16 protein-coding genes are annotated in these 20,392 nt (G+C 43.1%); 7 read left to right on the top strand and 9 right to left on the bottom strand.

The genetic code is table 11. The features are described 5' to 3' along the window. The first annotated feature begins 107 nt into the window (after window positions 1-107). The gene (locus tag IPJ86_02545) at window positions 108-947 is read left to right on the top strand and encodes a neutral zinc metallopeptidase (protein ID MBK7886205.1); all 840 of its coding nucleotides are present in this window, start codon (window positions 108-110) and stop codon (window positions 945-947) included. Between the two features lie 305 nt (window positions 948-1,252). After that, the gene (locus IPJ86_02540; GenBank protein ID MBK7886204.1) at window positions 1,253-1,840 is read left to right on the top strand and encodes a DUF479 domain-containing protein; all 588 of its coding nucleotides are present in this window, start codon (window positions 1,253-1,255) and stop codon (window positions 1,838-1,840) included. A 122-nt stretch (window positions 1,841-1,962) separates the two neighbouring features. Here the strand turns inward: IPJ86_02540 and IPJ86_02535 are convergent, their stop codons facing one another. The 4 genes from IPJ86_02535 to IPJ86_02520 all read right to left on the bottom strand — a co-directional run bounded on the left by IPJ86_02535 (window position 1,963) and on the right by IPJ86_02520 (window position 6,323). Beyond that, window positions 1,963-2,508, bottom strand: a complete 546-nt coding sequence (locus tag IPJ86_02535) for a hypothetical protein (protein ID MBK7886203.1) — start codon at window positions 2,506-2,508, stop codon at window positions 1,963-1,965. 277 nt (window positions 2,509-2,785) lie between these two features. Continuing rightward, complete coding sequence (locus tag IPJ86_02530; protein MBK7886202.1) at window positions 2,786-3,544, bottom strand: succinate dehydrogenase/fumarate reductase iron-sulfur subunit; 759 nt, start codon at window positions 3,542-3,544, stop codon at window positions 2,786-2,788. A gap of 59 nt (window positions 3,545-3,603) precedes the next feature. After that, on the bottom strand, window positions 3,604-5,517 hold the full coding sequence (locus IPJ86_02525; GenBank protein MBK7886201.1) for a fumarate reductase/succinate dehydrogenase flavoprotein subunit: 1,914 nt from the start codon (window positions 5,515-5,517) through the stop codon (window positions 3,604-3,606). Between the two features lie 14 nt (window positions 5,518-5,531). After that, window positions 5,532-6,323, bottom strand: coding sequence for a succinate dehydrogenase cytochrome b subunit (locus IPJ86_02520; protein ID MBK7886200.1), 792 nt, complete (start codon window positions 6,321-6,323; stop codon window positions 5,532-5,534). 490 nt (window positions 6,324-6,813) lie between these two features. Between IPJ86_02520 and IPJ86_02515 the strand changes: the two genes are divergently transcribed. After that, the gene (locus tag IPJ86_02515) at window positions 6,814-8,118 is read left to right on the top strand and encodes an aminopeptidase P N-terminal domain-containing protein (protein ID MBK7886199.1); all 1,305 of its coding nucleotides are present in this window, start codon (window positions 6,814-6,816) and stop codon (window positions 8,116-8,118) included. A gap of 54 nt (window positions 8,119-8,172) precedes the next feature. Here IPJ86_02515 and IPJ86_02510 read toward each other — a convergent pair whose 3' ends face one another. Next, window positions 8,173-9,195: an SPASM domain-containing protein gene (locus IPJ86_02510; protein MBK7886198.1), complete on the bottom strand. Its 1,023-nt coding sequence runs from the start codon at window positions 9,193-9,195 to the stop codon at window positions 8,173-8,175. A 446-nt stretch (window positions 9,196-9,641) separates the two neighbouring features. Between IPJ86_02510 and IPJ86_02505 the strand changes: the two genes are divergently transcribed. The 4 genes from IPJ86_02505 to IPJ86_02490 all read left to right on the top strand — a co-directional run bounded on the left by IPJ86_02505 (window position 9,642) and on the right by IPJ86_02490 (window position 15,611). Further along, the gene (locus IPJ86_02505; protein ID MBK7886197.1) at window positions 9,642-12,047 is read left to right on the top strand and encodes an MMPL family transporter; all 2,406 of its coding nucleotides are present in this window, start codon (window positions 9,642-9,644) and stop codon (window positions 12,045-12,047) included. 555 nt (window positions 12,048-12,602) lie between these two features. Next, window positions 12,603-13,469, top strand: coding sequence for a glucose-1-phosphate thymidylyltransferase RfbA (gene rfbA, locus IPJ86_02500; protein ID MBK7886196.1), 867 nt, complete (start codon window positions 12,603-12,605; stop codon window positions 13,467-13,469). A gap of 223 nt (window positions 13,470-13,692) precedes the next feature. Continuing rightward, on the top strand, window positions 13,693-14,634 hold the full coding sequence (locus IPJ86_02495) for an NAD-dependent epimerase/dehydratase family protein (GenBank protein ID MBK7886195.1): 942 nt from the start codon (window positions 13,693-13,695) through the stop codon (window positions 14,632-14,634). Continuing rightward, window positions 14,634-15,611 carry a polyprenyl synthetase family protein gene (locus IPJ86_02490; protein ID MBK7886194.1) on the top strand — a complete coding sequence of 326 codons (978 nt, stop codon included), beginning with the start codon at window positions 14,634-14,636 and terminating at the stop codon, window positions 15,609-15,611. The genes IPJ86_02495 and IPJ86_02490 overlap by 1 nt, the downstream gene beginning before the upstream one ends. 22 nt (window positions 15,612-15,633) lie before the next feature. Here the strand turns inward: IPJ86_02490 and IPJ86_02485 are convergent, their stop codons facing one another. From IPJ86_02485 to IPJ86_02470, 4 genes are all read right to left on the bottom strand, one after another. After that, the gene (locus tag IPJ86_02485) at window positions 15,634-16,821 is read right to left on the bottom strand and encodes an MFS transporter (protein MBK7886193.1); all 1,188 of its coding nucleotides are present in this window, start codon (window positions 16,819-16,821) and stop codon (window positions 15,634-15,636) included. 111 nt (window positions 16,822-16,932) lie between these two features. Beyond that, entirely contained in the window at window positions 16,933-18,000 is a 1,068-nt protein-coding gene (locus tag IPJ86_02480; protein MBK7886192.1) for an acyl-CoA desaturase, read from the bottom strand. A 249-nt stretch (window positions 18,001-18,249) separates the two neighbouring features. After that, the gene (locus tag IPJ86_02475; protein MBK7886191.1) at window positions 18,250-19,740 is read right to left on the bottom strand and encodes a hypothetical protein; all 1,491 of its coding nucleotides are present in this window, start codon (window positions 19,738-19,740) and stop codon (window positions 18,250-18,252) included. 1 nt (window position 19,741) lies between these two features. Continuing rightward, window positions 19,742-20,392 (bottom strand): MBL fold metallo-hydrolase, encoded by a 651-nt coding sequence (locus IPJ86_02470; GenBank protein MBK7886190.1) that lies wholly within the window; start codon window positions 20,390-20,392, stop codon window positions 19,742-19,744.

The following is a 20,392-nucleotide window of genomic DNA, read 5'->3' as shown; positions in this document are numbered from 1 at the left end:
TTCGTTGATTCGTATTTCGTATTTTCGTAACCATGAAGTAGAGAAAGAAAGAGGAGAGCGCTCCTCTTTCTTTTCACACTTCATGGTAATTCGTAATTCGTAATCGTATGAAGTGGATAGGCAGACAACGCTCTACCAACGTCGATGACCGGCGGGGGATGGCAAAACCGGCAGCGGGAATTGGTATAGTTGGTGTGATCATAGCGATCATTTATATGTTTCTGGGAGGCGACCCGCAGCAAGCAGTACAAATCATACAGCAACAGCAATCGTCATCTGCTCCTGCAAAAGCACCTGATCCAAACGATGAAGACGCGGCCTTTGTGTCGGTGGTGTTGAAGGATACGGAGGATATCTGGGAGAAAATATTTCAGGAAAAATTCGGTCAGGCTTACCGTAAACCGACTCTGGTATTGTTTGATGGCGCGGTGGAATCTGCCTGTGGTTTTCAACAATCCGCTACAGGACCTTTTTACTGTCCTGCAGATGAAAAATTATACATTGATTTATCTTTTTACCGGCTATTGAAAGAACGCTTCCATGCTCCGGGTGATTTTGCGATGGCCTATGTTGTTGCACATGAAGTCGGACACCATGTGCAGCATTTGCTGGGTACATCGGATAAAGTGCATCAACAGCAGCAACAATTGAATGAACGTTCAGCCAATCAATTGTCGGTTCGCCTCGAATTGCAGGCGGATTTCTATGCCGGTCTCTGGGCACATTATGCCGATCGCTGGAAGGGCGTATTGGAAGAAGGAGATATCGAAGAAGCCCTCACAGCAGCCAATGCCATCGGCGACGACCGCCTGCAACAAGAAAGCAGCGGAAAAATCGTTCCCGACGCCTTCACCCATGGAACTTCCGAGCAAAGGATGTATTGGTTCCAAAAGGGATTTACAACCGGCAATATGGATCAGGGAGATACCTTCACCTCAACCAGATAATGCACTTTATCACTCAAAACTCACCCTGTGAAAATCACCTTTTAATTTTCACTGCACCTTCTTATTACAATTCGTAACATTTTGAATTTCGTATTCTAAACAATTCGCATTTCATACCATCCGTATTTCGCATTTCGCATTTCGTACCTGCCTGCCGGCAGGCAGGTTTCGCATTTCGTATTTTCGTAATATTCGCGGTTTCGTTGATTCGTAATTCGTATTTTCGTAACCATGAAGCGTGATGAGTAAGTTGAAGAATTTCAACGTACTCATCTCTGCTTCATGGATTCGTAATTCGTAACCTGTTGAACTATTTATCCCACCTCTACCTCTCCACCACCCCCGACATCGCTATCGGCAACTTCATCGCGGATCATGTCAAAGGAAGTGCTGTGGAGATGTACAAAGGTGAGGTGAGAGAAGGAATTCGGATACACCGCCTGATCGATTCCTTCACCGATGCTCATCCTGTTGTGGAGGAAAGCAAAGCCAGACTACGTCCCGAATTTCGTAAGTACGCCCCCGTTATAGTTGACATTTATTTTGATCATTTCCTTGCCCGCGACTGGGAGCAATACCATCATCTTTCTTTAGAAGAGTTTGCTGCCAATAGTTATCGGATGCTCCGCGAAAATGAAAGTATGTTGCCCGAACGGGCCCTCCACATGCTCAACTACATGGAACCGCAAAACTGGCTGGTGAGTTATGGTACATTGCAAGGGATGCAGAAAGCACTCACCGGACTCTCGCATCGGACAACCTTCGAATCCAACATGCAACATGCGCATCTCTTCCTCGAAAAACATTATACAGCCTTTGAAGAGGAATTCAATCGCTTTTTCCCTGAAATACGACTTTATTTGTCGTCCCTAAATGACCTCAGAAATGAATAAAATTATATGCTGATATTTAGCTTTTCGATTTAAACGCGGCGTTCGCTGCGAATCCGCTGCGTTCGCGGCGTTTAAACCTGTAAATGTTAATTCAAGATAATTGCTCTAATGGAAACATTACTTTAATACGGTGAGGCACCTATTACGATTTTGAAAATTTTTCGCTCACCTTCAAAAATTGTTTCAATGATGTACACTCCTTTGTTCCAGCCGGAAGTTACAATACTTGTTATTGGATTAGGAGGGCCTGCTAAATAGCCATCAGCTGCAGCATTTTTTGCTAAAGGGAAATTGCCTTGAAATTGTATTCTTCCATAAGCATTAATAACGTTGATATTGATATATCCGGCAGATCGGTTGTATACCTGAATTTTTAAAGATACATCACCCAATTCCATGAAAGTGGGATTTAGATCAACATCAAAATTACCGCATATGCCATTAAAGTACCCACACGGAAAAAACGCATATTTATTCAACGCAAAGCAATCATTGCGATACGTTTTTCCATCACAACCACAAACCGGATTATAATCCTGATTACAGGTAAAGAAAATATTTTCCTGCTTATTGGGATCCTTACAAGGGGAGCAAAACAATTGGGCGACAGCTTCTCCCCCGGAAAGGAAACAGAACAGGATACTCCATACCAGAAATTTGTTTTTCATTGGCTTACTTAATCAACAATTTCAATACGGCTAAGTTAAGCGGGTATTGGACAAAAAGCGATAAATAATCCGTAAACTTTAAACAAAATACCTGTAAAACTACGGTTCTATGGGGTTTGTCGGAGTAAATTATCCTATAGGGAACACAGATTTGGCGGATTAAACCGATAATCGCCGATTAAATTCACTCTGAAAGCGATGGCTTCCTGTTTTAGGAATACATCAGGAAGCTATGAGTCGGTAGCCGGCAGCTGGTAGCCAGCAGCAATACAAGAATTTATTCTCCACTAATAGAAGCAGCGGCAAACTCACGGTTTAACCGGCCGATATTAGTAACAGAAATTCCTTTAGGACATTCCGCTTCGCAGGCTTCCGTATTGGTGCATGCCCCGAAACCGGCATCATCATGGGCCTTGAGCATGTTGGCCACTCGTCTCTTGGCCTCCACACGGCCTTGAGGTAATAAGGCATATTGAGACACTTTCGCGGAAAGGAACAACATCGCCGAACTGTTTACACAGGCCGCAACACAAGCACCACACCCGATACACGCTGCAGAGTTGAACGCCTCATCGGCATTGTCTTTCGGTACGGGGATAGCGTTAGCATCGGGAGCAGAACCGGTGTTGACCGAAACGTAACCACCTGCCTGCTGAATGCGCTCGAAGGATGTGCGGTCCACCACTAAATCACGAAGCACGGGAAAAGCTGCTGCTCTCCAGGGCTCGATAGTGATGGTATCTCCATCTACAAAACTGCGCATATGTAACTGACATGCCGTAACCCCTTTTACCGGACCATGTGCGCGTCCGTTGATGTACATACTGCACATCCCGCAAATGCCTTCCCGGCAGTCATGGTCAAAAGCAATAGGATCCTTGCCACCTTTGATGAGGTCTTCATTCACTTCATCGAGCATCTCCAGAAAGGACATGTCAGGACTGATGTTTTTTGCTGTATATGTTTCAAATCGTCCGCTTTCTTTGACGTTCTTTTGTCTCCAGACTTTCAGTGTAAGATTCATATTTCCACTCATGATTATTATTTTATTGGCGGTCATCTGCAATGCGTGCAATGGCCGTTTTCTCTCTGAAATTATTTATAAGATCGTTGTGTGAGTTTAACATTTTCGAAAACCAGATTTTCTTTATGAAGCTGGTGCGGCTGTCCATCACCTTTATACTCCCATGCTGCTACATAAGCGAAGTTTTCATCGTCACGTAATGCTTCGTTTTCAGGTGTCTGATACTCTTCACGGAAATGCCCGCCACAACTTTCATTGCGGTGAAGTGCATCTACCATCATCAGTTCTCCCAGCTCAAGGAAGTCGGCTACCCTGCCCGCTTTCTCTAAGTTCTGGTTGAGTTCCAGATCACTGCCCGGTACCAACAGGTTCTTCCAGAATTCATCTCTCAATCCGCGTATTTTTTCTATTCCTTCTTTCAATCCCATCTCATTCCTGCCCATCCCGCAATGATTCCACATGATGAGCCCTAATTCGCGATGAAACTGGTGAACTGTTTTATTTCCTTTGATAGAGAGCAGTTTCGAGAGTCTTTCCTTAACCACTTTCTCTGCTTCCATAAATTCCGGAGAATCGTTAGCGATAGGTTTGCGTTCCACGTCGGCCAGATAATCCCCAATCGTATAGGGTAAAACGAAATACCCATCTGCCAGACCTTGCATCAATGCAGAGGCCCCCAAACGATTAGCGCCGTGATCACTGAAATTCGCTTCTCCGGTAGCATACAATCCGGGAATCGTAGTCATCAGATTATAATCTACCCATAATCCGCCCATCGTATAATGCACTGCAGGATAAATCATCATCGGTGTTTGATACGGATTATCACCGGTGATCTGCTTATACATATCAAAGAGGTTTCCGTATTTGGATTCTACCGTCTTCTCTCCCATACGGCGTATTGCATCGCTGAAATCAAGGTAAACAGCGAGGCCGGTTTTTCCAACACCATACCCCTTATCGCACATGTCTCTCGCTGCTCTGGAGGCAATATCACGAGGAACAAGATTTCCGAAGGAAGGATAACGGCGCTCGAGATAATAGTCGCGGTCGTCTTCAGGAATATCTGCCGGCTTACGTGTATCTCCTTTTTGTTTCGGTACCCAGATGCGTCCGTCATTCCGCAACGACTCCGACATGAGTGTCAACTTCGATTGATGATCGCCGGAAACCGGAATACAGGTCGGGTGAATTTGTGTAAAGCAGGGATTACCAAAATAAGCTCCCTTTTTATGTGATCTCCAGATGGCGGTACTGTTAGAACCGCGTGCATACGTAGAAAGATAAAATACATTTCCGTATCCGCCGGTTGCCAGAACAACAGCATGTGCACTGTGTCGTTGGATTTCTCCGGTGACCATATCTCTGGCAATAATGCCGCGGGCTTGTCCATCTACCATCACCAACTCCAACATCTCATGCCGCGTATAACTTTGAACTTTTCCTTCACCCACCATACGATTCAAGGCGGAATAAGCACCCAGCAACAACTGCTGTCCGGTTTGACCTTTCGCATAAAAAGTACGTGACACTTGCGCACCACCGAAGGAACGATTGTCCAATAAACCACCGTACTCACGGGCAAAGGGAACACCTTGCGCGACACATTGATCGATGATATTTACACTCACCTGAGCGAGTCGATGTACATTGGCTTCACGGGCACGGTAATCACCACCTTTCACGGTATCATAAAACAGACGATAAACGCTATCTCCGTCGTTACGGTAATTCTTTGCGGCATTGATTCCACCCTGCGCGGCGATACTATGCGCTCGACGGGGCGAATCCTGGAAGCAGAAGGTTTTAACATTATAGCCTAACTCAGCGAGAGAGGCGGCGGCTGAAGCTCCGGCCAAACCCGTACCCACGATGATCACATCGTATTTACGTTTATTGGACGGGTTAACGAGCTTGCAACTGAATTTATGACGATCCCACTTCTCAGCGAGTGGACCTGCAGGTATTTTAGAATCGAGATTCATTTCGATGGAGATGCTTATTTGTGAACGAAGAGGAAGAAAATGGGCATGGCGGCAAAGAGGGCAGGGATGAGGATGGCGAAGATGAAGGTGCCTATGCCCTTAATCACTCCTTCAAATTTTTTACGGCGGATACCCATCGTCTGGAATGCACTCTGGAATCCATGGAGGAGGTGATACGAAAGTGCCAGCATGCTGATCACATAGAAGGCAACTACAGCAGGATTCTTGAAGGCTTCGGCCACCACCGCGTATAAATCTTTACAGATGATGATCGTGTTACCCATATAATCCATGGTTACCGGTTGCAGGTTTTGTGTGGCAGCATCTGCGGCGGGAATCATATCCTCTTTCACTACTTTTCCGGTTGTGGCTTCCACCACATATGTCTTCCAATTCATCGCACCGAATTTATACTGGTACCAGAAATTGATCATATGCGTCACGATGAAAATCAATAACACTGTCCCGAGAATGCCCATATTGCGGGATGCCCAGGAGGTGGAACGGGTGTCTTTCTTACTCGCATATTTCACGGGACGCGCTTTTTGATTGCGAATCACCAGGTAAAAACCATTAATTGCATGCAGTAGAATGGTAGCATACAAGAGATAAGAAACGATCTTAATAGGAGGAAAGGTGGTCATAAAGACCGAGTACTGATTGAAGGCCATGCCGCCATCATTTTTGAAGAGCTGCAGGTTGCCGGATACATGAACTATCAGGAATAGGCTCAGGAAGAGACCGGTGAGGGCCATCAGCCATTTTCGCCCAACGGATGAGTTCAGGAACTCAAAGAATTTCGTCATAACGCTTATTGATAACTGGGTAATATAACAGTTTGAGGTGGATTTCGGTTTACGGAATAAGAGGATACAAATTTAGTCGGAACCGCCATACAAACTTTTAAAATCACCTCCTAAATTTGAACCTCCCTAAATCTTTGATTGTCAGCCCAACCTAACCCGCAGCTGTTCATAAAATATACTATTATCCTCTAAATCTATCTTGGAACGCGGATCTCGCGGATTCTTATCGATTTACGCCGATTCGCCGGGACTTTATATAATTTGGCGTATTCATGATTTTCGCTGATTCCTCCCAAACCCATTAAAAAATCCATACCATTCGTACAATTTCGTGCATTCGTAAAATTCGCGGATTCGCATATTCGTATTTCGTATATTCGTATCCCGTGAAGCAGAGATCAGGAAGCTGAAAAGGTTCAGCTTCCTGATCACGCTTCACGGGAATATTCGTAATTTCGTATAATCGTAACCCCCTGTAACCTCCAATTATATGAAATACCAACAAATCGACCCCGTCTTCTTTACCACCAACCGCGCACGCTTCACCGCTCAAATGAAGCCGAAATCTATTGCGTTTTTCAATGCCAACGATGAGATGCCGCGCAATGGTGATGCGAACTTTATCTTCCGCCAGAATTCTGATCTCTTTTATCTTACCGGCATTGATCAGGAACAAACGATTCTTGTGCTCTTTCCCGATGCACCACTTCCTAAGTATAAGGAAATTTTGTTTGTGCGTAAAACCAATGAACATATTGCGGTTTGGGAAGGACATAAATATACGAAGGATGAAGCCCGTGCCGCTTCAGGTATACAAAGTGTATATTGGACGGAAGATTACAATAGCATTATTCCTATGCTGATGAATCATTGCGAAACCGTACTCGTGAATATCAATGAGAATGACCGCTTTGTTTCGGATGTCCCCTACCGTGAGTTACGGTTCGCCCAGCAAATGAAGGCCGCGTATCCGGCTCATCGTTTTGAACGTTCAGGACCCGTGCTCGCACATTTACGCTCCATCAAACACGATATCGAAATCAAACTCATGCAACGCGCTATGGATATCACGGAAAAAGCGTTCCGTCGTGTCTTGCGTTTTGTGAAACCCGGCGTGATGGAATATGAGATTGAAGCAGAAATCACCCACGAGTTTATCCGTAAACGTGCTAACGGTCACGCTTATACCCCGATTATTGCCAGTGGTCCAAGTGCCTGCGTGTTACATTATACGGAGAATAACAGGGAGTGTAAAGCCGGCGATGTGATCCTCCTCGACTTTGGAGCAGAATATGCCAACTATGCTGCAGACCTGACCCGTTGTGTGCCGGTCAGCGGAGAGTTTACAGAACGCCAGCGTGATGTGTACAATGCAGTACTCCGTGTGATGAAGGCAGCAACAAAAATGCTTATCCCCGGCAATACAATAGAGAAATATCATGTGGAGGTGGGAAAATGTATGGAGGAAGAATTGATTACGTTGGGACTCATCAGCAAGGAAGATGTGAAGAATCAGAACCCCGAATTACCGGCCTATAAAAAGTATTTTATGCATGGAACTTCTCATTTCCTCGGTTTGGATGTACATGATATCGGTGATCGGTACCAACCCATGCAACCCGGGATGGTCTTTACCTGTGAACCCGGCATCTATATTCCCGAAGAAGGACTCGGTATCCGTTTGGAAAACGACATTCTCGTTACCAGCAAGACACCCATCGATCTCATGTCGGCTATCCCTTTAGAAATAGAAGACATTGAAGAACTCATGCGTGAAGCACAACATCACGCGTAGTATTCCTCGCTCTCGCTCTGTTCCTCGCTCTCGCTCTGTTCCTCGCTCTGTAAACTATCCCCAAACCTTGGTCCCTTCTGTACAGTTTCTGCACATCTCAATTTCACTGCGGGAGCGCAGGAGGGAGGCCCGGAAATTTTGATAGGCGGTGTCTTGCCAGAGACTTTTGAAAGGTTGTGTTTGCAAACTGCCCATCTTATACCAGGCATCTTTGTCAAAACAGCAAGGAACAACACTGCCGTCCCAGGTAATGACACAGCTATGCCATAATTTCCAGCAATGGTTGCTTAAGAAGTTCTTGATTTTCCATTTACCATCCTTCTGCTGTGCATACCGTGAGTATTTGTCGATGGATGGAATTAGGTCATTACCGTTTTCGAAATCATAAACCTGGGCCGTCTTTAATCCTACTTCGTCAACACCTAATTTCTTCGCAAGCTGTTTTACTTCTGAAATCTGATGTTCATTGGGCTTCACGACTAAAAATTGAAAAATGATATGCGGTGTTTTGGATTTCAATTCGCGTTTCCATTTTACGATGTTCTTTGTCCCCTCAATAACTTTCTCCAGCTTTCCACCGATCCGGTATTGCTCATAGACTTCCTGCGTGGTTCCGTCTATAGAGATGATCAAACGGTCTAGACCTGATTCCACCGTTTTTCGGGCAGCCTCTTCCGTTAGATAATGCGCATTGGTGGAGGGCGCCGTATAGATGCCTTTGGAAGATGCGAATTTTACCAGCTCCAGAAACCTGGGATTCAAATAAGGCTCTCCCTGAAAATAAAAGATCAGGTACCAGAGTGTATCGGAAAGTTCATCAATCACCTTCTTAAAGAAATCTCCTTCCAGCATGCCGGTCGGACGGGTAAATGACCTCAACCCGCTCGGACATTCAGGACAACGTAAATTGCAGGAGGTAGTGGGTTCAAAGGAAAGTGAAATAGGTAATCCCCATTGTGAAGGTTTTCCGGTATAGCGTGAATAATAAAAGCTGCTCAGTACTTTAATGGCATTGATCACTCTCCCCGGACTCGATTTACTCAAAAAATTCCATCCATCACGTAAATTCCTGTTCATGGTGTGAAATTACGAAAACGTTTCTTCCTTCCGTAACGTTAGTTCCTTAAAAATGCTTCCGGCGACCAGCTACCAGCTACCAGCTTCCGGCTACCGGCTTCCAGCTATTTGCTATAGAGCAGGAACTATATAGTACCGGCTGTATTTATTTCTTTAAGTTATTCAGTTTTTTCTATTTGGAATTAAGAATTTTTTATTTGAATATGTTAGGATTTCAATCGATAAGTGACTTTGGTAAAGTTTAAGGTTTAAGGTCCTTAAAGTTCAAGGTTTAAAGTTTCAGAAGTATCGAAAGTGTAAATTTCACAAAAATTGTTTTTTTCAGCCAGTACCTAGCAGCCAGTAGCCAGCAGCCAGCAGCCGGTAGTCAGCAGCCGGTAGCCGGTAGCCGGTAGCCGGCAGCACAAAGCCCAAATTAGCTACTTTTACACCACTTATACAACACAATGTTTACCTGGCTCTCAAGGTTTATTTTACGTAATCGACTGTGGCTCACGATTATAATCGGGGTAACCACGGTATTTATGGGCTATATGGCAACCAAAATACAGTTGTCGTATGACTTTGCCCGGATTTTGCCGGAGTCGGATCCTGACTTTAAAGCCTATGAATCCTTTAAGAAGAAGTTTGGTGAAGATGGAAGTGTAATGGTACTCGGTGTGGAAGACAAAAACTTTTATGAATTGTCGAAGTTCCGCGATTGGTATACGCTGGGTGATGAAATTAAGGCACTCGATGGAATTGAAGCCGTGGTTTCCGTTTCACGACTCTATACTGTTCAACGCAATGATTCACTTCAGAAATTTGATGTGGTGCCCATTGTTTCGAAAATACCATCCACCCAATCCGAAGTGGATAGTATTCGTGATGCTATAAACAATCTCCCTTTTTATAAAAACTTTATTCAGAATTCAGAGACAGGTGCCACCCTTATGGCGATTACATTTGATAGAGCTAAGCTGAATACCAAGAACCGGATAGCCGTTGTTCAACAAATCAAAGAAAGAGCAGAGGCGTTTGGAGAGAAGAATAAACTCACCGTACATCTGAGTGGATTGCCTTATATCCGCACTGAAATCACCAGTAAGATTGTAGAAGAGATGAAGATGTTCATGGTGCTGGCCGTTTTAGTTACAGCCCTCGTTCTCTTTGTCTTCTTCCGTACTTTTCAGGTATTATTTTTTTCCTTGATCGTGGTAGGTGTGGGTGTAGTCTGGTCAGTGGGGACCATTGCGTTACTCGGGTATAAAATCACGATTCTTAGCGGATTGATTCCTCCGCTCATCATCGTTATCGGAATACCCAACTCGATTTTATTATTGAATAAGTATCAGGTTGAATACAGCCGGCATTTTAGTCAGGCGAAAGCCTTAGCGCGAATGGTGCAGCGAATTGGCTTCACTACCTTCCTGGCCAATCTCACGACAGCTATTGGCTTCTTCGTTTTTTATTTTACACATAGCAGCATTTTGATGGAGTTTGGTTTGGTAGCAGCTATCAACGTTATGGCCACGTGGTTAATTTCTTTGTTCCTTATTCCCATCGTTTTTAGTTATCTGGCGCCTCCCAATGTGAAGCACCTGAAACACTTGAATGCTCCACGATTAAACAAGATGCTGGATAAGGTAGAGAAATGGGTGTATCATCATCCCAAAACAATTTATTCAGTAGTTGCTGTTATTGTTTTGATTAGCGTAATCGGTATCACTAAAATTTCAACCAACGGATTTGTTGTAGATGATCTGCCAAAGAAAGATCCGGTGTATGTGGATATGAAATTTTTTGAGAGCAATTTCAAGGGCGTTTTACCGCTCGAATTTTCTATTAATACCAGAGAAGAAGGAGGTGCTTTGGATCAGGTGACGCTGCAGAAAATTAACAGGCTGCAGAAAATGTTGGTCCAGTATCCGATAATGTCAAAGCCTTTGTCGGTGGTAGATGGTATTAAATTCAGTTATCAGGCGTATAACGATAATGACCCCCGCTTTTATGTGTTGCCCGGGGCCTTGCAGTTAGCAGAGATGTCCTCTTTTGTCGGAGATATGAAAGGCAAAGGTCAGATGTTTAAAAGTTTCATTGACAGTACCCGACAGTTCACACGTGTTAGTGTCCAGATGGCGGACATTGGCTCTTTGAAGATGGAAACACTGATGAAAGAGTTAGGTCCCCGTGTAGATTCTATTTTTCCTCCTGAAAAGTATGAGACTACCATTACAGGGAATAGCCTCATTTTTCTGAAAGGGAATAATTATATGTTTAAAAATCTGATGGAAAGTATTTTGCTGGCCATTGTGCTGATTTCCATTATCATGATAACATTATTCATGTCGGTGAGAATGATTTTGATCTCCATTTTACCCAGTCTTATTCCTCTTATTATAACTGCAGGGCTCATGGGATTTTTTAGTATCTCTTTAAAACCCTCTACCATTCTTATCTTCAGCATTGCTTTCGGAATGGCTTCTGATCAGACTATTTATTTCCTTACCAAATACCGGCATGAGATGCGGTCTAATCCTGTAATGAGTATATCCAACGCCGTTACTATTACTATCCGTGAAACAGGAGTGAGTATGGTGTATACTGCTGTCATACTATTCTTTGGTTTTTTCATATTTAGTGCTTCGAGTTTCGGAGGAACAGCTGCCCTTGGTAAACTTTTAAGTGTAACCCTGGTCGTATCGATGATTGCCAATATCATATTACTCCCCACCTTTCTTCTGAGTCTCGAACGACGTCTCACTACCAAGGCCTTCCTCTCTGAACCACTCTTCGAAACCCACGAAGAAGAAGAAGACATCGAACTCAACGACCTCGAAATCCGCAAATCCGATACACCTGAAAAGGACTAGTAGGAGTGTAGGATCTCTCGTCAACTGACGAGAATGGAGGAACGCTACGCTGGGAGGATAATACCACCATTAATCTTTCGCACTTTCTTATTCTCGTACTTAACTGCCATTGGCAGGTTTCGTATTTCGCATTTTCGTACCCGCCTGCCGGCAGGCAGGTTTCGTATTTCGTATTTCGTACTTTCGTACTTTCGTATTTTCGTATTTTCGTATTTCGCACTTTCGTATTTTCGTATTTCGCACTTTCGTATTTCGCACTTTCGTATTTTCGTATTTCGTAATCGTATTTCGCACTTTCGTATTTTCGTATTTCGCACTTTCGTATTTCGCACTTTCGTATTTTCGTATTTCGTAATCGTATTTCGCACTTTCGTATTTTCGTATTTCGTAATCGTATTTCGTAACTCTTCGTTTCCTCTAACGTAATAATCCATAACGCCTCATTCACCACATAATCCCATTCACACTTGTAACCAAAAACTCCTAAATTTCGTACTTTCGTAACGTTTCGTATTTCGTAATCCACATAATTCTAACTCACAGACCAAATATTATATGAAGGGAATCATTTTAGCCGGAGGCTCAGGGACAAGACTTCACCCGCTTACTATCGCTGTGAGTAAGCAGTTGATGCCTGTTTATGATAAGCCGATGATCTATTATCCGATCAGTGTTTTAATGATGGCCGGCATCAATGAAATCCTTATCATCACTACTCCGCATGATCAGCCTCAGTTTAAGAAGCTGCTGGGAGATGGCAAAACGCTGGGTTGTAACTTTGAATATGCCATTCAACCGGAGCCGAACGGATTGGCCCAGGCATTTGTGATTGGCGAGAAGTTTATAGGGAATGATAAAGTAGCACTTATTCTGGGAGATAATATTTTTTATGGTACCGGATTACAACAACTCCTCCAGGAAAATATTGATCCGGAAGGCGGAATTGTTTTTGCCTATCATGTTTCTGATCCTGAACGTTACGGCGTAGTGCAGTTCGATAAAAATAAAAAGGCGATAAGTATTGAGGAAAAACCGGTTACACCTAAGTCGAATTATGCAGTACCCGGACTTTATTTTTACAACAATGATGTCATCGGTATTGCTAAATCATTGAAGCCCTCTCCCCGTGGTGAATATGAAATTACGGATGTGAATAAAGCTTATCTGGAAGCCGGTCGTTTGGAAGTGGGTATACTGGATAAAGGTACGGCCTGGTTAGATACCGGTACCTTTGAATCGCTCATGCAGGCGGCTCAATTTGTACAGGTAATCGAAGATCGTCAGGGCCTTAAGATTGGTTGCATTGAGGAAATTGCATACAGAATGGGCTTTATTTCTAAATCGGAGCTGGCAAATCTTGCTCTGGTTTTGATAAAAAGTGGTTATGGCAAGTATTTATTATCTGTCGCTGAAGAACACTAAATCATTTACCACAACTTTTTTGTGCTTAACCTCTGTATTTTATGTTCTCGCCAAATACTTTCCGATAAAAGAATTGGTTTGTTTTGTAAATAATATTTTATTCGTGGAAACTTCCATTTGATTGTTTTTTATGTAACTTCGTAGTACTATTCTGTCAACAAGGTACCCGCTTGTATATAGCTTAGTATTCCAAAACAAAAATACCCTCACAGGGTTATTCGCTATGCAAAGAAAAATATTAGTGACCGGTGGTGCAGGTTTTGTTGCCAGTTGTCTCGCGCAGCGACTTGCCGATAATGCTGAAAATTTCGTGGTTATCGTTGATAATTTACTGACCGGTTCCGATGCGAAGCTGCCGGTTTCGGTACACGATAATGTGAAGTTTATTAAAGCGGATGTCAATAATTTCAATGATATCTCTACCATTTTTTCATCGTTTTCGTTCGATTATGTGTTTCACTATGCCGCTTTGGTCGGAGTGAAGCGTACTCTTGCAAATCCGGTTATGGTACTCAATGACCTGAATGGTATTCGCAATGTGCTGGATCTTTGTAAAAACACCTGCGTAAAGAGAGTTTATTTTTCTTCCAGCTCTGAAGTCTATGGAGAGCCGGTAGAGTTCCCTCAAAATGAACATACCACCCCTTTGAATTCACGCTTGCCCTATGCGATTGTGAAAAATGTTGGAGAAGCCTATCTCAGGGCATATGCACAGGAATTTGGACTTGAATTCACCATCTTTCGTTTCTTTAATACTTATGGCCCTAAACAAAGCACCGATTTCGTGATGTCAAAGTTCCTTTTTGCGGCACTCTCTAATAAAGACATTACTATTTATGGAGATGGAAGTCAAACAAGAACTTTCTGTTATATTGATGATAATATTGATGCTTGTCTCAATGCCTTTTACCAAAATTTAATTGTGAATGATGTGGCCAATATTGGCAGTGATTATGAAATTACAATTCTGGATCTGGCTCGTAAAATTATCAGCATCACTGAATCGTCCTCTAAAATAATTTTTCTGCCGGCCTTGAAGGAAGGGGATATGACACGTCGCTGCCCTGATATTTCATTGATGAAACAATTACTTCAGCGGAAATTGACCCCGCTGGATGAAGGTATTCATCGTCTCATCTCAGCACGGCATACGATCTCCGCCTAATGGATCCGGTTATTGTAGGACTTCAGGATAGAATCGAAGAGTACCTGAAGAAGTTGGATATTCCTGTTCAACCCCTTTCACTCTATGAACCTGTTCGCTATATGTTGTCGTTGGGTGGCAAAAGAATGCGTCCCGTCCTCGTTCTGCTCGCGAATAAGATGTTCAATGGGAAAGCAGAAGTGGCGTTTCCGGCAGCAGCAGGAATTGAAGTCTTCCATAATTTCACGTTACTCCATGACGATATCATGGATAATGCGCCTTTGCGCAGAGGAAAACCAACTGTGCATGAAAAGTGGAACGCCAATATAGCTATTCTTTCCGGTGATGCCATGTTTGTGAAGTCGTGCCAGTTGATGATGCAATCACCAATTTCAGCTATGCCGGCCGTTATGAATCTCTTCCTGAAGACGGCATTAGAAGTATGTGAAGGTCAGCAAATGGACATGGATTTTGAGAAAGAAGAAAATGTTAGTATTGAAAATTATCTCGAAATGATTCGTTTGAAAACGGCAGTTTTGCTGGGAGCCGGTTTGGGAATTGGTGCGGCCATTGCAGGTGCTGCGCCATCAGAGGTGAATCACCTTTATGATTTTGGAGTGAACCTGGGTGTGGCTTTTCAATTACAGGACGATATACTGGATGTGTATGGTGACGCTGCTAAATTTGGGAAGCAGGTGGGTGGAGATATTCTCTCTAATAAAAAAACATTTCTCTTGTTAACAGCCATCAACCTGGCAACGGCGGATGTGCAGTCTGACCTGAACTACTGGCTGGATTATAGTGGATCGGATACTCACGAGAAGGTGAAAAGTATGACCGCTATCTATGATAAACTGAATGTACGTGATGTTGCTGAAACAAAGATGGACCAACTTTACATGGATGCACTGGCTCATCTGGATGCGCTCCCATTGACTATTGATCAAACCCGATCCCTGCGCGATCTCGCAGCTATGTTGATGGAGAGAGAAAGCTAAAACTTTTCAGGAAGAAATATTTTTAAGAGGTCCCTTTTATTCCCCGGGCCACGTATAATCCTACAAAACTGAAAGCAATAGCCATGTATCCTACCATTTCGTAATGTATTAATTGCCCTCCGGGTCCTTTAGAGATGATAAGACCCGCTATATAGGCCGCTAGTCCGCTGGAAAGTTGCTGCACAGCTACATTTAAACTCATGAAACTGCCCCTTTGCTGCGGAGTGACCGTGGAAGTGATGATGGTACTGGCCGGAATAGTTCTCCCTCCGGTAGTAATAAAGAAAAAGGTGGTGACAGTTAAGGCCATCCATAACGGAACAGGAGGCATGTTGGTAATAAGAAACTGTGGAATGGCTGAGAGGCAGATGCCAAAGATCAGGACTTTATATCGCCCGTATTTATCCGCCAGCTTGCCGATTAACGGAAGTGAAATGATACTAACGGCACCGCCTAGCAGATAAATCAATGGTAAATCTTTCTCGCCAAAACCAACATTCGAAACCATGTAAGGACTTAGAAAAGGTATCAGACTGAAATGTCCGAGCATCAAACAGCATTGCAGCAACAAGGCCTTCTGTTGGTTGGGCGATGCCGCTACCATCTGAAAGGGTCGGAGGATGTTTCTCTTCTCCGGCTGCATCTTAATATGTTCCTTCATTACAGGAACCCATTTGCTGATGGCAATCTGGACAAATAAGCCGGTGAAAACGATGCTGAGAAAAGGCATATGCCAGGAGTAATGTGTCGCAAGAAACAGCCCCGCGGGAACTCCAACCACGGATGCGATCGAAAAGGCCGTCATCACGATGCCCATAGCCGAAGATCGTCGTTCCAGGGGAATAGCATCGCCGATAATGGAAAGGATGAGAGATCCGAGCAACCCTCCGAAAGCCCCTGTCAATATTCGTGCTGTCATGAGCAATGTATATCCGGGAGCAAAGGCGCAGGCCAGCGTGCCCAAAAGAAATCCGGCGAAGATAATCTGCAAGGCTCTTTTGCGCTCAAATCGATCAAGGAAGAAGGCACCGGCAAATCCCACAATCCCCGCACTAAAAGTATAACTCGATACCAGTAAGCTGAATTCCCTCGGACTAATAGCAAGAATTCGCATCAACTGCGGCCCTAACGGCATCATAATCATGAAATCAACGATATGATTGAACTGTATAGCAGCTAAGACAAGTAAAAGTCGGCGTTCTTTTGTCATTTATGATTTTTACTTCATGTGTTGATGATCAGGAATGATAAGAATAACAAAACCCGGTCGTATTGGATACGCCGGGTTTTAAATTTTTTTCTTCCGGAATAATTCCCTGAATCAGGCGCGGCCAAGAGTGCGTAAATGCCTTACGTGCGCCACGATGGCAGCCAACACTGTTGGATATTCTATATAACGAATGTTGAATTCTTCGCAAGTCTCTTTCACCAGTCGGCTAATAGCAGGATAGTGGATATGACTGATGCGGGGAAAGAGATGATGTTCAACCTGAAAATTTAATCCTCCCATGAACCAGCTGACCAAACCATTCCTCGTAGCAAAGTTGGCAGTAGTTCTTACCTGATGTAAAGCCCATTCTTCTTCAATTTTATTTGTCAATGGATCCGGTGTAGGGAAGGCGGTGTCTTCAACAACGTGGGCCAATTGAAATACAACGGCGATAGTTAAACCGGTTACAAATAAAATGACACTGTAACCGATGATTGTTGCAATCCATCCTTTAAAGAAAACAGGAAGTCCGATAAACAAACCGATGTAAGATAACTTGGTTACCCAAAAACCGATATGCTCGCTTAATTTCATTTTGCGAATCGGTGTCGGACCAATTTTATGCGTGAAGTATTTCTGAAAATCCATCCAGAAGATCCACATAAAGTAAGTAGCCCCGTAAAGGAGGAACGAATACACATGTTGGAAACGATGAAACCAATAACGCTTCTGTTGCTCATTTACGCGCATAAACGGGCGAATGTCAATATCATCATCCACACCATCAATATTGGTAAACGAATGGTGAACGTGGTTGTGTTTAACTTTCCACATAAAACTTGATCCGCCCATAAGGTTGAGCGAATAAGACATGAGGTTGTTCAAGGTCTTGTTGCTGGAATAGGAACCATGTGCACCATCGTGCATCACATTGAATCCAATGCTCGCGAAAGTTAATCCCATTAAAGCGCAACATGTAATAGAAACCCATACCGGCATGGTTACAAACACCAGAATAGAATATAATAATATTGCACAGGAAACCAGAATGATAGTCTTGGAATATAGTTTGAAATTCCCTGTGGGTTTAATTTTGTGTTCCGTGAAGTACGCGTCAATCTTCTGTCTTAACGCATCAAAAAACGGACTTGTCTTATTATTGAACGTTATTTTAGCCATAATTGACCGCAAAAATAAGCACAAAGCACTGAATCAAGCCTATGACATTTGGTTTCTCTAATTAGAGTATTGAATATCAAATATATATGCTTTTTTGAAATGCTATTAATTAACCTCTAACCCCTTCAGTCGACTTGGTTAAGGGTTCTTCGTATTGGCTGAATCCAATTGGAAAAAAATTAGAGAAAAGAAACACTGCTCATTCCATCGTTCAATAACCACCGATATTAAAGGAAACAGAGGTCGTAACTACAATTCAATCTTCACCAAAAACAAACGTTTCTTGGTTACCGCGGGAACAATTATCGTGTTTTCATCAACTTGTTTTCCGGCTCTGGGCAGGATGGAGATGCTATCGCTCTTTTTACTGAAAGTGCGTATGGTGAGCTGTCCTCTTGCATTAATGGCATGTCCAACAATCTCATTGTTTCTGCCGATGTCTTTGTTGAAGATGACGATAAGTTCTTCCGGACTCAATACGATATTGCAGGAGGAATAAAGTCCTTCATCATCCATTGATGTTTGATCTTTCTGAATTAACTGACTCCAGTGAATGGTGCCATTTGCATTCACCGATAACGCAAGAATATTGTCATAATGAAATTCAACTCTTCTGTTAAACGTCTGTGTGAAGTAATCGTAAAAGGAGTATTCACTGAGATAGGCCGCTTCTGCAATGACCAATGAACCTCCGTCACTTCTGGGAATGACACGTTGAATCGGATATTTAAAAAGGCTAACTCCACCGCCTGTATTTCGTTGTCCCACAAATTTCAGTTGTGCATCGTTCGTGAGTCGTCCTATTTTCACTTCTAATTTTTCAGGTCGTATCACACTTAACGTTCCGTACAATAAACTGGCACCTGCAAAGGAAGTTTTGTCAGCATAAAAGCCGGTAACAATAGCCTGATTATTTATTTTATCTATAACCAATGCCGCCTCTGTCATCTGCTGATCCATGGCATTGAATGGATATTCATTCATTCTTCCATCTGTATTCGATACCATAAACAGACTAAATCGTCGCAACTTACTTTTCTCCTCGTTCACGATCTCTTTCCGGAAGCATAGAAAAAAAAGATCCTGCTGATTGCTGATAGCAAATTCACTCAGGGCTGCATCTTTATCCGAGTAACTTACCTTCGTTTGCAATTGCCTTAGCGGTTGATAATTTTCATCAATACTGCAATAGTGAATAATAATTTCTCCATTTCTGGATTCTTCCATGGCAATGCCCAACGATCGTTTATCAGGAGATATTAATCCTTTGGGTTTGGCAAGATCTGCTACTTTGTTGATGTTGCCCGTATATACTTTTCTTCCTTTAACAATTGACTCTCCTTTTGCATTGATGACTTCAATGTATAAATTGCAGGTATTGTTGGCCCGTATTTGTTCACTGGTGATGATAACGGTAGTATTATTAAAGAAGGCAATGTTTTCCAATGTACCACTCGAAGGATCCGGCACAGGGTCTTTTTTCCATTTTCGCTGAAGATCGTACGTGTAAAAACTAAGTTCGTACTTTCTGGTCTTCAAACCGAAACGGTCCCGTCCGGATTCCAAAGAAAGATTACTCATCAAGAGGTATATGCCACTTTCATCCTGTCCGATGACTTTCGCATAATCCAATCCATTGTCATCAATGTTTTCCGGCGAAATCTGTATGGATTGTGCGGCACAACGCATGCCGTTCACAGCAATAAATAAAGGGAAGAGCAGGCAAATAAAAAATTTCATATCAGTTATCTTTATACGCAAGAAGAAACGGATTGTTCAATTTTTCAAATTTAATACTGGTTTCCGGACCATGTCCGGGAAAGACTATTGTTTCCGGATCCAGTGTAAATAGTTTTTCACGAATGCTCCGCAGTAAGGAGGTCATATTTCCTCCCGGTAAATCCGTTCTTCCAATGCTCATTTGAAAAAGAACGTCTCCACCAATAAGGGTATGACTTTCTGTATGATGAAAACAGATACTTCCCGGACTATGTCCCGGTGCATGAATCATTTCTAAAGTACAATTTCCAAAAGTGATGGTGTTGCCTTCCCGGAGAATTAAGAGCGGTGGGGGAGATGCTTCCATGTAGATGCCGAATTGTGGTCCGTAATCTTTTGTCGCAGCAAGCACAGCCTCTTCAGCCGGGTGTATTTCAGGTAGCAGTTGATAAGCAGTAAACACGAAATGATTTCCAAGCACGTGATCAATATGGCAATGGGTATTGAGCAAATGTACCGGCTTTAGTTCATGTACTTTAATGAAGTCGAACAATTCCTGTTTCTCTTCCGCGTCATAACAACCGGGATCTATGATGACACATTCCTTCGTTTCATCATATAAGATGTACGTATTTTCCTGAAAAGGATTGAAGGTGAAGCATTGTATTTGCAT

Source organism: Bacteroidota bacterium (genome assembly GCA_016713925.1).
In the GTDB taxonomy this organism is placed as follows: Bacteria; Bacteroidota; Bacteroidia; order AKYH767-A; family OLB10; genus JAJTFW01.
Note: the sequence above shows the minus strand (reverse complement) of the source record. Positions and strands in the feature narration are given on the sequence as shown.